This window comes from Mesorhizobium sp. NZP2077 (assembly GCF_013170805.1).
In the GTDB taxonomy this organism is placed as follows: domain Bacteria; phylum Pseudomonadota; class Alphaproteobacteria; order Rhizobiales; family Rhizobiaceae; genus Mesorhizobium.
Genome location: NZ_CP051293.1, coordinates 687,783 through 701,535, shown reverse-complemented (window position 1 = coordinate 701,535; position 13,753 = coordinate 687,783). Strand labels below are relative to the sequence as shown.

The 13,753-nt window shown below is 63.6% G+C and carries 11 protein-coding genes; 6 read left to right on the top strand and 5 right to left on the bottom strand.

Going from position 1 to position 13,753, the window contains the following annotated elements; genetic code table 11:
* Window positions 1-2: 2 nt before the first annotated feature.
* Genes HGP13_RS03295 through HGP13_RS03285 form a run of 3 tightly spaced genes read left to right on the top strand, consistent with a single transcriptional unit; the run spans window position 3 to window position 2,914 of the window.
* Window positions 3-842, top strand: a complete 840-nt coding sequence (locus HGP13_RS03295; protein WP_172221463.1) for a carbohydrate ABC transporter permease — start codon at window positions 3-5, stop codon at window positions 840-842.
* The gene (locus tag HGP13_RS03290) at window positions 839-1,900 is read left to right on the top strand and encodes a Gfo/Idh/MocA family oxidoreductase (protein ID WP_172221460.1); all 1,062 of its coding nucleotides are present in this window, start codon (window positions 839-841) and stop codon (window positions 1,898-1,900) included. The genes HGP13_RS03295 and HGP13_RS03290 overlap by 4 nt, the downstream gene beginning before the upstream one ends.
* A gap of 15 nt (window positions 1,901-1,915) precedes the next feature.
* Window positions 1,916-2,914, top strand: a complete 999-nt coding sequence (locus tag HGP13_RS03285; protein WP_172221457.1) for an ABC transporter ATP-binding protein — start codon at window positions 1,916-1,918, stop codon at window positions 2,912-2,914.
* A 171-nt stretch (window positions 2,915-3,085) separates the two neighbouring features.
* Here the strand turns inward: HGP13_RS03285 and HGP13_RS03280 are convergent, their stop codons facing one another.
* The 5 genes from HGP13_RS03280 to HGP13_RS03260 form a co-directional block, all read right to left on the bottom strand.
* Complete coding sequence (locus tag HGP13_RS03280) at window positions 3,086-3,931, bottom strand: fumarylacetoacetate hydrolase family protein (protein ID WP_172221454.1); 846 nt, start codon at window positions 3,929-3,931, stop codon at window positions 3,086-3,088.
* Window positions 3,932-3,957: 26 nt separating this feature from the next.
* Entirely contained in the window at window positions 3,958-4,689 is a 732-nt protein-coding gene (locus HGP13_RS03275; protein ID WP_172221451.1) for an SDR family oxidoreductase, read from the bottom strand.
* A gap of 188 nt (window positions 4,690-4,877) precedes the next feature.
* Window positions 4,878-7,250 carry an aldehyde dehydrogenase family protein gene (locus tag HGP13_RS03270; protein ID WP_172221448.1) on the bottom strand — a complete coding sequence of 791 codons (2,373 nt, stop codon included), beginning with the start codon at window positions 7,248-7,250 and terminating at the stop codon, window positions 4,878-4,880.
* Window positions 7,251-7,317: 67 nt separating this feature from the next.
* Window positions 7,318-8,364, bottom strand: coding sequence for a deoxyribose-phosphate aldolase (deoC, locus tag HGP13_RS03265; RefSeq protein WP_172221445.1), 1,047 nt, complete (start codon window positions 8,362-8,364; stop codon window positions 7,318-7,320).
* Window positions 8,365-8,552: 188 nt separating this feature from the next.
* On the bottom strand, window positions 8,553-9,380 hold the full coding sequence (locus tag HGP13_RS03260) for a ferredoxin--NADP reductase (protein WP_172221442.1): 828 nt from the start codon (window positions 9,378-9,380) through the stop codon (window positions 8,553-8,555).
* Between the two features lie 222 nt (window positions 9,381-9,602).
* On the opposite strand from HGP13_RS03260, the gene HGP13_RS03255 reads away from it, so the two are divergent.
* Genes HGP13_RS03255 through HGP13_RS03245 form a run of 3 tightly spaced genes read left to right on the top strand, consistent with a single transcriptional unit; the run spans window position 9,603 to window position 13,750 of the window.
* Entirely contained in the window at window positions 9,603-11,687 is a 2,085-nt protein-coding gene (locus HGP13_RS03255; RefSeq protein ID WP_172221439.1) for a hydantoinase/oxoprolinase family protein, read from the top strand.
* A 16-nt stretch (window positions 11,688-11,703) separates the two neighbouring features.
* The gene (locus HGP13_RS03250) at window positions 11,704-13,395 is read left to right on the top strand and encodes a hydantoinase B/oxoprolinase family protein (protein ID WP_172234601.1); all 1,692 of its coding nucleotides are present in this window, start codon (window positions 11,704-11,706) and stop codon (window positions 13,393-13,395) included.
* Window positions 13,382-13,750 carry a hypothetical protein gene (locus HGP13_RS03245; RefSeq protein WP_172221436.1) on the top strand — a complete coding sequence of 123 codons (369 nt, stop codon included), beginning with the start codon at window positions 13,382-13,384 and terminating at the stop codon, window positions 13,748-13,750. The genes HGP13_RS03250 and HGP13_RS03245 overlap by 14 nt, the downstream gene beginning before the upstream one ends.
* Window positions 13,751-13,753: the final 3 nt, after the last annotated feature.

Here is a 13,753-nt window from a genome sequence, read left to right as displayed (position 1 = left end):
AGATGAGCACCGCCACCCGTTCGCTGCCCCGCACCATCGGCGCCCACGCGATCCTGCTGACCTACACGGCGATCGCGCTGTTTCCGGTGATCCTGGTCATCATGAACTCGTTTAAATCCCGCGCGGGCATCTTCGGCGCACCGCTGACGCCGCCGACGCCAAAGACTTTCGACCTGATCGGCTACACCACGGTGATCGGCCAGGGCGACTTCATCCACTATTTCCAGAACAGCCTCGTCGTCACTGTCGCCTCGCTGTTCTTCGTCCTGCTCTTCGGCGCCATGGCCGCCTTCGCCCTCTCGGAATACCGCTTCCGCGGCAATTCGCTGATGGGTCTCTACCTGGCGCTCGGTATCATGATCCCGATCCGGCTCGGCACCGTCGCCATCCTGCAATTGATGGTGGCGAGCGGGCTGGTCAACACGCTGACCTCGCTGATCCTGGTCTACACCGCGCAGGGCCTGCCGCTGGCCGTCTTCATCCTGTCGGAATTCATGAAGCAGGTGTCCGACGATCTGAAGAATGCCGGCCGTATCGACGGACTGTCGGAATACACCATCTTCTTCCGGCTGGTGCTGCCGCTGGTGCGGCCGTCGATGGCCACGGTCGCCGTCTTCACCATGATCCCGATCTGGAACGATCTCTGGTTCCCGCTGATCCTGGCGCCGTCGGAAGAGACCAAGACGGTGACCTTGGGCGCGCAGCTGTTCCTCGGCCAGTTCGTCACCAACTGGAACGCCATCCTGGCGGCGCTGTCGCTGGCGATCATGCCGGTGCTGATCCTCTACGTCATCTTCTCGCGGCAGCTGATCCGCGGCATTACTTCCGGAGCCGTCAAGTGAGTTCAGAAAAGCCTCTTCGCGTTGTCGTCGCCGGGCTCGGCAATATGGGTCGCAGCCATGCGCTGGCCTATCACACCAATCCGGGGTTCGAGATCGCCGCACTGATCAACCGCTCCGACGTGCCGCTGCCGGACGGGCTGTCGGGCTATGGCATCAGGCGCTCCTTCGACGAGGCACTGCGCGACGAGAAGCCCGATGTCGCCTGCATCGCCACCTATTCCGACAGCCATGCCGACTATGCGGTGAAGGCGTTCGAAGCCGGCTGCCACGTCTTTGTGGAAAAGCCGCTGGCAACGACCGTCGCCGACGCAAAACGCGTCGTCGCGGCCGCCAAGGCCAACGGCAAAAAGCTGGTGATCGGCTACATCCTGCGCCATCACCCGTCCTGGATCAGGCTGATCGCCGAGGCGCGCAAGCTCGGCGGGCCCTATGTTTTCCGCATGAACCTCAACCAGCAGTCCTCAGGGCCGACCTGGGAGACGCACAAGCAGCTGATGCAGACGACGTCGCCGATCGTCGATTGCGGCGTGCATTATCTCGACGTCATGCTGCAGATCACCGATGCGAGGCCGGTCGAGGTGCGCGGCATGGGCGTGCGGCTGTCGGAGGAGGTCGCGCCCTCGATGTACAATTACGGCCATCTGCAGGTGCTGTTCGATGACGGCTCGGTCGGCTGGTACGAAGCCGGCTGGGGTCCGATGATTTCCGAAACAGCGTTCTTCGTGAAGGATGTGATCTCACCGAACGGCTGCGTGTCGATCGTGATGAAGGAAGGTGTGAAGTCCGACGATATCGACACCCACACCAAGACCTCGACCATCCGCCTGCACAATGCGGCGACTGGGCCGGACGGCAAGTTCGTCAGGGAAGACGAAATGCTGTCGATGGCAGGCGAACCCGGCCACCAGGATCTCTGCGACTTCGAACAGGCCTTCGTGCTGAAGGCGATCCGCGAGGATATGGATCTCACCAAACACATGGACGACGCGGTGAAATCGCTCGCCGTCTGCCTTGCCGCCGACGAGAGCGTGCGCAGCGGCGCCCCCATCAAACTCTAGAACAGGGACGAAGCCGTGGGCTCGCTGAAGATCGAGAATGTGAAGAAGGCCTTCGGGCCGGTCGAGGTGCTGAAGGGTATCAACTTTGAAGTGAACGATGGCGAATTCGTCGTCTTCGTCGGCCCGTCCGGCTGCGGCAAGTCGACCTTGCTCAGGGTCATTGCCGGGCTGGAGGATTCGACCTCGGGCCGGGTGGTCATCGATGATGTGGACGTGTCCACCATACCGCCGGCCAAACGCGGCATCGCCATGGTGTTCCAGACCTACGCGCTCTACCCGCATCTGACGGTAAAGAACAATATGGGCCTCGGCCTCAAGCAGGCGGGTACTCCGGCGGCCGAGATCGAGAGGCGCATCGGCATCGCGTCCTCCATGCTGTCGCTGGGACCCTATCTTGAGCGAAGGCCCGCCGAACTCTCCGGCGGCCAGCGCCAGCGTGTCGCCATCGGCCGCGCCGTGGTGCGCGAACCCAAGCTGTTCCTGTTCGACGAGCCGCTGTCGAACCTCGACGCGGCGCTCCGCGTCAACACGCGTCTTGAAATCGCGCAGCTGCACCGCCGGCTCAAGGCAACGATGATCTACGTCACCCACGACCAGGTCGAGGCAATGACGCTGGCCGACAAGATTGTGGTGCTGAACGCAGGCCGGATCGAGCAGATCGGTGGCCCGATGGAACTCTACAATTCGCCGGCAAACGAGTTCGTCGCCGGCTTCATCGGCTCGCCGAAGATGAATTTCATCGACGGCGCCAGGCTTGGCGAGACGGCCAAGACCATCGGCGTGCGGCCCGAGCATCTGACGGTCGATACGAAGTCAGGTGCCTGGAAGGGCACGGTTGTGCATGCCGAGCATCTGGGTGCCGACACCAACCTCTATCTCGACTGCGAGAAGGCCGGGCTGATTACGGTGCGGATTTTTGGTGTGTATGACGCCGAGCCGGGGGCGACGCTGTATGCGACTCCGGAGCCTGGGAAGACGTACCGGTTTGGGGCTGATGGGAAGGTGCTGAAGTAGCGCGGCACCGCCCTCTTCCTTCCCCCCTTGTGGGGGAAGGTGGATCGGCGCGATAGCGCCGAGACGGATGAGGGGTGCTCCAGCGGAGTGAGGCGTTGGTGTTCCCTGGAACACCCCTCATCCGTCGCCTTCGGCGACACCTTCTCCCACAAGGGGAGAAGGAAGAGGCGCCTACACGTCAGCCTTGAACGTCTGCTTCTGCTGACCCAGGCCTTCGATGCCCAGCTCCACCACATCGCCAGCCTTCAAGAACACCGGCGGCTTCATGCCCAGCCCAACGCCGGGCGGCGTGCCTGTCGAAATAATGTCGCCGGGGTGCAGCGACATGAACTGGCTGAGGTAGGACACCAGGAAGGCGACTCCGTAGACCATGGTCTTGGTCGAGCCGTTCTGCATGGTCTTGCCGTTGACGGTCAGCCACATCTTCAGGTTCTGCGGGTCGGCGACTTCGTCCTTGGTCACCAGCCAGGGGCCGGTCGGGCCGAACGTGTCGCAGCTCTTGCCCTTGGTCCACTGGCCCTGGCGCTCAGCCTGGAAGGCGCGCTCTGAGACATCGTGGGCAACGGCATAGCCGGCGACATAATCCAGCGCGTCAGCTTCGCTGACATACTTTGCCGTCTTGCCGATCACCACGGCGAGTTCGACTTCCCAGTCGGTCTTTTCAGAGCCGCGCGGGATCAGCACGTCATCGTCCGGGCCGACAATGGCCGAGCTTGCCTTCATGAAGATGATCGGCTCCGGCGGCACTGTGGCGCCGGTCTCAGCGGCGTGGTCGGAGTAATTGAGGCCGATGCAGATGAACTTGCCGGTGCCGGCAACGCAGGCGCCGAGGCGAGGCTTGCCGGAAACCGCCGGCAGCGACTTCGCATCGAGCTTGCCTAGCATCTCCAGCGAGGCCGGATGAAGCACCGTGCCGGCAATGTCGGCGACATGGGCGGAGAGATCGCGGATCGTTCCATCCGCATCGAGCAGGCCGGGACGTTCGCTCCCCACCTCGCCATAGCGCAGCAGTTTCATTGAATTCTCTCCTCAGTCAGATTGGTTCAGATCGACCAGCCGCCGTCGATATTATAGGCTTGTCCGGACGTATAGGTGGCGCCGGCCAGATAGACGGCGAGATCGGCGATTTCCTCCGGCGTGCCGAGCCGGCCCATCGGCTGGCGGGCAATGAACGCCGCGCGGGCGGCTTCGTAGTCACCCTGCGCATGCATCCGGTCCTGCAGCGACGGGCTTTCGACAGTGCCGGGGCAGATGGCGTTGCAGCGTATGCCCTTGCCGACATAGTCGGCGGCAATCGCCTTGGTCAGGCCGATGACCGCGGCCTTGGTGACACCATAGGCGAAGCGGTTCGGCACGCCTTTGCCGGCGCCGGCGACGGAAGACATGTTGATGATCGATCCATCGCCGCGCTCCAGCATGCCGGGCAGCACCGCACGTATGGTGCGGATCATGGCGCGGACATTGAGGTTGAAGGCGAAATCGAGATCGGCGTCCTTCATCTCGAGGATCGAGCCGGAATGGACGAAACCGGCGCAGTTGAACAGCACGTCGACGACACCGATTTCGGCAAAGGCCGCGTTGACGGCTTCGTCATTGAGCACGTCGAGCTTGCGCGTCTTGATGCCGGAGGTCTTGGCGAGTTCCGCCAGCAGCGCCTCGTTGATGTCGGTGGCATGGACGACAGCACCGGCTTTGGCGAAGGCCAGCGCGCTTGCCTTGCCGATGCCTTGTGCCGCTGCCGTGACGACAACGACCTTGCCTGCTAGGTCTGCCATGCTGTTCTCCTCGTCTGCCTGATGCATCCGCCTTTATCGGTGGCTGGCCAAGGTGCCATGTGCCAGTCACGCGTCATCGTGCGGCCTGCGCGGGCGCCAGTTCACTGATAAAGATGTTTTTTCTCGTTAAAGAACATGTGTCCGGGCGTCAAGCCCGAACACGATCACCATTGCGACAGCCTGGCAATTCAGTCGCCGTAAGGCACCCAGACGTTCTTGACCTCGACGGCGCGGCGCAGGAAGGCATCGCCGGCCGCCTCGTCGGATGCCCAGTCGAGGCCGCGGCCATTGCCGCTCCAGACGCGCTTGAGGTTGCCGATGGAGTCGGCTTCCGCCTTGGCGCAAGTCTCGGCATCGGCGAATATCCACAGCCCGTCGACATCGTCATGCTTGGCCAGCACGCCGGCAAGCTCCGCCGTGCGGCCGGTGACGATGTTGATAGCGCCGGCCGGAACGTCGGAATATTCGATCACCTGATAAAGGTCGGTGGCGAGCAGCGGATAGCGTTCCGAAGGCACGGCAACCACCGTGTTGCCCATGGCCAGCGCCGGCGCGACCAGCGAGATCAGCCCGAGCAGCGGTGAAGTATCCGGCGCGACGATGCCGACGACGCCGACCGGTTCATGCAGCGCCAGCGTCACCGCGCGGGCCGGCGGCTGGTGCACGCGGCCCTCGAACTTGTCGGCTAGCCCGGCATAGAGGAACAGCCGTTCGATAGTTTGGTCAACTTCTTCCCGCGCAGCCTTGGGCGTAGCGCCGGTCAGCTCGGTCAGGCGGGCAGCGAATTCACCAGCGCGGCCGGAGAGGTTCTCGGCCAGGTAATAAAGCACCTGGGAACGGTTATAGGCGGTCGCCTCCGGCCAGCTTTTGCAGCCCCGGGCGGCAGAGACGGCATCACGGATATCCTTGCGGCTACCGAGCCCGACTTCGCCGGCCAGCTTGCCCTTGGCGGTCGCGACCGCCAGCGAATAATTGCCGTCCGGCCGAACCTGCTTGCCGCCGATGAACAGCTTTGCCGTGCGGTCGATGGCCGCGCCATCGGCCTGCTCGACCGGTTGCGCCGAGAGCGTCGCCGGCTTGATGAGCGGGCCGAGCGGCAGTTTAGCCGTGAGATATTCGAACATGCCTTCGCGCCCGCCCTCGCGGCCGAAGCCGCTCTCGCGATAACCGCCAAAACCGCAGGCGGCGTCGAACATGTTGGTGCCGTTGACCCAGACGACGCCGGCCTTCAACTGCGGCGCGACGTGGAGGGCGAGGTTGACATTCTCGCTCCACACGCTCGCCGCAAGGCCGTAGCGCGTATTGTTGGCAAGCTCGATCGCTTCCTCGGTGTTGCGGAAAGTCATGGTCGCCAGAACCGGTCCGAACACCTCCTCCTGTGCAAGAATATTAGCCGGCGAAACACCTGTCGCCAGTGTCGGCAGATGGTAGTAGCCGGAGGACGGCAGCACGGCATCCGGCTGCCAGCAGACGGCCCCCTGTTTCGCGCCCTCGGCGACCAGACCCTTGACGCGGTCGAGCTGTGTGGCGTCGACCAGCGGGCCGATATCGGTATTCTTGTCGAGCGGGCTGCCGACTCGCAACCGGCTCATCCGAGTCTTGACCTTGGCGATCAAGGCTTCGGCGATGCCTTCCTGCACCAAGAGCCGCGAGCCGGCGCAGCACACCTGGCCCTGGTTGAACCAGATGCCGTCGACCAGGCCTTCCACGGCGCTGTCGAGGTCGGCGTCCTCGAAAACGATGAAGGCCGACTTGCCGCCAAGCTCCAGCGACAGTTTTTTGCCCGACCCTGCGGTTGCCTTGCGGATGATCTTGCCGACTTCCGAAGACCCGGTGAAGGCGATCTTCTGGATGCCGGGATGGTTGACAATGGCCGCACCCGCTTCCGGGCCACCGTGAACAATGTTGACGACGCCCTTCGGCACGCCGGCGCGTTCGCAGATTTCGGCAAACAGGATAGCGGTCAGCGGCGTGAATTCGGCTGGTTTCAGCACCACCGTGCAGCCGGCGGCAAGTGCGGGCGCGATCTTCCAGGCCAGCATCAGCAACGGGAAATTCCACGGGATGATCTGGCCGACGACGCCGACGCCCTTGTGGCCAGGGAAATCCTTGTCCAGAGCCTGCGCCCAACCGGCGTGGTGGATGAAATGGCGAATGGCCAGCGGCACGTCGATGTCGCGGCTTTCGCGGATCGGCTTGCCATTGTCGATCGACTCCAGCACCGCGAACAGGCGCTGATGCCGCTGCATGGCGCGGCCGATCGCGTAGAGCACTTTAGCGCGTTGGTAGCCCGAGGACGCTGCCCACTTCGGCAGCGCCTTGGTGGCGGCCGCAACCGCCGCGTCGATATCGGCCGCGCTGGCGTCGGACACTTTGGCCAGCAGCTTGCCGGAGGACGGCTCGCTGGTCTCGAAAGTCTTGCCGCCTGAAGCGGCTTTCCAGCCGGCGTCGATGAACAGCGCCTTGCCGAAATCGCGCGCGGCAAGCCACGCATCGGCCTCGTTGCGGGCTTCCGGCGCCGGGCCGTATTCCATGGCATGATAGCGGTCGAGAATGTTCATGGGGTGCCTCCTTCACCCTTCCCCTTGGCGGGAAGGGTCGATCGGCCAAGCCGATCGGGGTGGGTGCTCAAGCCATTGCGTGGCGGTGATTGGCTGAATAGTGCCCGGTCAGATGGTGCTCGAGCTGGCGCTCGATGTCGGTCAAAAGGCTCGACGCGCCGAAGCGGAACAGCTCCGGCTCCAGCCAAGGCCGGCCGAGTTCTTCCTTCATCAGCACCAGCCAGTCGAGCGAAGCTTTCGCGGTGGAAATGCCGCCCGCCGGCTTGAAGCCGATGAGATAGCCGGTTTCCTCGAAATAGGCCCGGATGGCACGCACCATGGCGAGCCCAACCGGCAGCGTCGCATTGACGGTTTCCTTGCCGGTGGAGGTCTTGATGAAGTCGGCGCCGGCCATCATCGCCACCATCGAGGCCAGCATCACATTGCGCAAAGTGGCGAGGTCGCCGGTGCCCAAAATGACCTTCAGATGCGCGTCACCACAGGCGGCGCGCATCGAGACGATCTCGTTGTAAAGTTCTCGCCACTTGGCGCCGAACACCAGGCCGCGCGGAATGACGACGTCAATCTCGTCGGCACCATCGCGCACCGAGGCTTCGATCTCCTGCAGGCGGGTCGACAGCGGCGCCAGGCCATGCGGAAAGGCGGTGGAGACGGCGGCGACATGAATGCCCGTGCCGCGCACGGCGTCGACGGCCGTGGCGACGAAGGGGTGGTAGACGCAGACCGCGGCCGGCCGGATAGTTTCGCCCGCAATGCCGAGTCCCTCGACGATGTCGCGGCGGAACGGGTTGATCGCCTTGGCGCACAGCCGGCGCACGCGCTCCTCGGTGTCGTTGGAATTCAGCGTCGTCAGATCCATGCAGGCGACGGCGCGCAGCAGCCAGGCCGCCTGGTTGTCGGCCTTGATCGAGCGCCGTTTGGTCAGGCTGGCGACACGGCGCTCCAGCGCCGAACGGTTGACGCTGCGCACCGATTCCATGAAGCCGAGATCGAGCTTCATGCCGGGATTACGCGCGATGCGATGGTCCAGCGGGACCGCGGTGTTGGCGGCGGCACGCGCGGGCAGCGGCGTCACCTTCGTGCCAAGATCGGCTTCGCGGATTGTGCTGCTCATATCCTGCCCTTTCATTCAGCGACTTGCGCTTGATGTCTTGACGCACGTCGTTTCCCGACACGCACAAAGATAGCCCGTGAAGTCGTGCTTCACGAGTCCTCAAGCGAGGGATAGCTGAAAAAGGTCGCAAAAGCAGCTAGTTTTTGACCGCATGGTCAAAATGGGATCTTGACGCGTCCGCGTTTGGCTCAGCCGACGAAGGCGCGCTCGACGACGAAAGTCGCGGGATGGCTGAGCGAGCCTTCCTGGAAACCGAGGCTTTCGGCCATCTCCTTGACGTCCTTGAGCATGTGCATCGAGCCGCAGATCATGATGCGGTCGGTCTCGGGATTGAGCTTTTCAATGCCGAGATCGCTGTAGAACTTGCCGGAACCGATCAGCGCGGTGATGCGGCCCATGCAGGCCGACTCTTCGCGGGTCGTCGAATTGTAGAGCGTGACGCGCCCGGCGGTCAGCTCGCCGATCAGCGGGTCGTTTTCAAGTGCCGCCACCAATTCCTGGCCATAGGTCAGTTCGGCATTGTCGCGGCAGGTATGGGTGAGGATCAGCTGATCGAACTTTTCGTAGGTGTCGGGGTCGCGCAGCAGGCTGGCGAAGGGCGCGATGCCGGTGCCGGTCGAGATCATGAACAGCCGCTTGGCCGGGGTCAGCGCGTCGACCACCAGCGTGCCGGTCGACTTCTGGCGCATGATGACGGTGTCGCCGACCTGGATCTTCTGCAGTTCCGAGGTCAGCGGGCCGTCCGGCACCTTGATCGAGAAGAATTCCAGCTCTTCGTCCCAGGCCGGGCTCGCCACGGAATAGGCGCGGTACACCGGTTTCTCGGCATTGGGCAGGCCGATCATGACGAACTCGCCGGAGCGGAAGCGCAGCGACTGCGGGCGGGTGATGCGGAACGAGAACAGCCGGTCGGTGTAATGCTTCACCGAGACGACGGTCTCGGTATAGACGTTGGCCGGAATCGGAAACTGCAGCGGACGAGCGCCGGCGGTGTCGAGAGCGGATGTGGTGTTCATCAAATCCAACTTTCTGGCCCAGCATCACCGATGCGGGCGCCAAACTTTCACCTGCGCGCCCGGACCGTTCAGGTCCCGGCGTGCCGTTCGCACACTCCAAAGCGGTAAGCTCTTGTGTCCGGAATTTATTAGTATACAAACGATATTTGCGTCAAGATGCTACCTTAAAACACCTTTCCAAACTGACGCATATCCGTAGTCCCAGCATTTCGGGTTTCGACGATGAAAGAGAATTTTCCAGCGCAAGCGCGCGATTCCCTGGGAAATGTCGTTGCCGGCATCGATGTCGGCGGAACCTTCACCGACCTGCTTTTGATCGACGGCAAGGACGGCGGCAAGGTGCATATCGCCAAGACCCCGACCACGGTGGACAACCAGGCGTTCGGCGTGGTTTCGGCACTCGGCGCCACCGGATTTGCGATCAACGGCATCGACCTCATCGTGCATGGCACGACCACCACCACCAATGCGGTGCTGGAACGCCGGCTGGCCAGGACCGGCATGATCACCACGCGCGGCTTTCGCGACGTGATCGAACTTGGCCGGCGCACGCGGCCGCAACCCTATGGCATGACCGGCAGCTTCGTCCCGATCATCCCGCGCAATCTCCGGCTCGAAGTGTCGGAGCGCGTCGAGGCCTCGGGTGCGGTGCGCACGCCGCTCGACGAAGCCGAAATGCGCGAGGCGGTGAAAGCGCTGATCGACGCCGGTTGCGAATCCCTCGTCATCCATTTCCTGCATTCCTACGCCAACCCTGCGCATGAGCGGCGCGCTGCCGAAATCGCGGCCGAACTCTGGCCGAACAGCTACATCACCACAGGACACGCCCTGCTGTCGGAAGCACGCGAATTCGAGCGCGGGGTGACGGCTTCCGTCAACGCTTCGGTGCAGCCGATCCTCGAGCGCTACGTCGAGCGGCTGCGCAAGGAATTGGCGGCTAAAGGCTATGCCCGCGACTTCCTGATCATGAACGGCAATGGCGGCATGATCTCGGCCCGCTTCGTCACACGTGAGTCGGCGAAGACGGTGATGTCCGGCCCGGCCTCGGGCGTCATCGCCGCCGCCTATACGGGCAAGCGCGCCGGCTTCGAAAATCTCGTCACCTACGACATGGGCGGCACCTCGACAGACGTGGCGCTGATCCGCAACGCCGAGCCGGCGGTGTCGAACGAGATCGAGATCGAATATGCCATGCCCATCCATGTGCCGATGGTGGCGGTGCATACGGTCGGCGCCGGCGGCGGCTCGATCGCGCGTGTCGATGCGGCCGGCCTGATCCAGATCGGCCCGGAAAGCGCCGGCGCCAATCCCGGCCCGATCTGCTATGGGCGCGGCGGCCTGGAGCCGACCATCACCGACGCCAATCTGGTGCTCGGCCGGTTGGCGCCGAAGAAGCTTCTGGCGGTCGAAAACCCGGTCACATCGGAGCGCGTCACCGGCATTTTCGAGGACAGAATAGGCAAGTCGACCGGCCTGTCCGGCGTCGAAGCCGCGGGTGCGGTTCTCAGGCTCGGCAACATGAAGATGGCCGGCGCCATTCGCATGGTCTCGGTGTCGCGCGGCCATGATCCGCGTGATTTCGCGCTGTTCGCCTTTGGCGGCGCCGGGCCGCTGCACGCGACCGCTTTGGCGCGCGAACTTGGCCTGCCGCGTGTGCTGGTGCCGGCGCGTCCCGGCATCACCAACGCGCTCGGCTGCGTCGTCGCCGATCTGCGCCACGACTTCGTCAACACCATCAACCAGCCGGTTGTCGTGCTCGATGAAACCCAGCTTCACGCCGTATTGGAACGGCACCGAAACGAAGGCGAGGAACTGATCGGCAAGGAAGCGGTGAAGCCGGAGACGATCCGCGTCACCCACTCCGCCGACATGCAGTTCGTCGGCCAGACCCACATCATCAACGTGCCGCTGCCATCCTCCTCTGTGACCCGGCAAGAATTGCAGGCGCTGTTCGAAAAAGCCTATTTCGCTCGGTTCAAGGTCGAGCTGCCGGAAATCCGCGCCAACCTCGTCAACCTCAACACTTCGGTCACCGGCGTCAGGCCGGCGATCGACCTGTCGCGCCTGATCGACCCGGCAGGCCGCGCCAAGACGCTCGAAGAAGCACGACGCGAAATCCGGCCGGTCTGGTATGCGGGCCGGTGGCACGACACGCCGGTATACGCACGCGAAAAACTGCCGCTCGACGCGGTCATCGATGGGCCGGCGATCCTCGAACAGATGGACGCCACCACCGTGCTCGAACCCGGCGACCGCGCAAGATCGGACGCCGACGGCAACATCATCATCGACATCGGCGAGGCCTGAGATGCCTGACATTGATATGGCAAAGCTCGACGCCATCACCCTTTCGGTCCTCCAGGCGGCCTTGCAGCAGGTCTGCGACGAGATGGACCTGACCTTTTCCCGCGCTGCCTTCTCGCCTGTGATCGCCGAAGCCAATGACCGCTCCGACGGCATCTATTCCGCAGTCGACGGCTCGCTGATTGCGCAAGGCAGCCAGGGCCTGCCGGTGTTCGTTGGCGTCATGCAATATTCGACCAGGACGGTGATCGAGATGATCGCCGACGGCCGCTGCCTGCCACCGGAGCCGGGCGACATCTACATCGTCAACGACCCCTATCTCGGCGGCACCCATCTGATGGATGTGCGCTTCGCCATGCCGGTCTATCGGGCGGGAAAGATCTTCTGCTGGCTGTCCAACACCGGCCACTGGCCCGACATTGGTGGCTCGGTGCCGGGCGGTTTCTCGGCCTCGGCGACTGCGGTCGAGCAGGAAGGCCTGCGGCTGCCGCCGGTAAAGCTGTTCAAGAAAGGCGTGCTCGATCCGGAGATCTACGCCATCATCTGTTCCAACATCCGCGTCGCCGACCAGCGCATCGGCGATATCAGGGCGCAGGCCGCCGCACTGCTGATAGGCCAGGACAGGCTCAATGGAATCCTGGATCGTTACGGAGACGAAACCGTTGTCGAGGCGATCGCCGAACTGCGCCGCCGCGCCGCCGAACAGATGCGCGCCAACATCTCAGCCATTCCAGACGGCACCTATCATTCCAAGGCCTTTGTCGATTCCGACGGCGTGGTCAACGAGCCGCTGACCATCGCGCTCGCGGTAGAGAAGCAGGGCGACACGCTGACCTTCGATTTTACCGGCTCGTCGAAACCCTGTGCCGGGCCGATGAACAGCGTGCTGGCGACGACCTTATCCTCGGTCTACCTCGCCATGCGCCACATCTTCCCGGATGTGCCGATCAGTGCCGGCGCCTTCGAGCCGCTGATCGTCAAGCGGCCGGAAGGCACCTTCCTCGACGCCAAGTATCCACGGCCCGTGTCCGGTTGCGCCGCTGAGGTGTCGCAGCGCATCGCCGAGGCGGTGTTCGCCGCGATGGTGCAGGCATTGCCGGACAAGGTGACGGCCGCGCCCGCCGGTTCCAGCGGCAATTTCGCGCTTGGAGGCAACGATCCGGCGCGCGGTCGCGACTACGTCATGTACCAGATCTCCGGCGGCGGCTATGGCGGCAATTCGGGTCATGACGGGCTGACCAATGGCTGCTCGACCATAGGCATCTCCAAATCGCCGCCGGTCGAGATCATGGAGCAGGCTTTTCCGGTACTCTACCGCCACTATGCCTTGCGCGAAGGCTCCGGCGGCGCCGGCAAGCATCGCGGCGGCTTTGGGCTCGCCTACGAGGTGGAAATCCTGCGCGGCGATGCGCGCGCCTCCTTTGTCATGGATCACGGCCGTTTCGGCCCGCAAGGCGCGCTTGGCGGCAGCGATGGCGCGGTCAACACCGTCACCGTCTTCCGCAATGGCGAGGAACATGTCCCGCCACACCTCTCCAAGGAGCAGGACATCCCGCTGAAAGCCGGCGACCGCGTGCGCGTCGGCACGCCGGGCGGTGGCGGCTATGGCGATCCGCGCGAGCGTGATCCGGAACTGGTCGCCGAAGACGTCAGACTTGGCTATTATACGGAAGAGCAAGCCAGGGAGATGTTCGGGGGTGGTCGAGGATAAGTTCAAGTGCCGCGTTTGCGGATTGAGCCAGTTCCCGGATTTGCCATGGGGCGAGGACGGGCAAGACCCCGCCTACTTCATATGCGCATGTTGCGGAGTGGAGGCCGGATACGAAGATGATGGTCTTCAAAACTGTTTGTCCATTCGCCAGCATTGGGTGGAAATCAGGCGGTGTGGATGGTTCGCGCCGAAGGAGCGGCCTGTCGATTGGGATATGGCCGCCCAGATCAGAGGCATACCGTTGGCCTACAAAGGCGCTGACGACGAGCGGCTGATCCAGACCTATCTGGACACCGGAGAGCCACTTCCAAAAGGTTTAGCCGCCCTGAGCGCGGTTGAGAAGCCAAGCCGGTAGCAC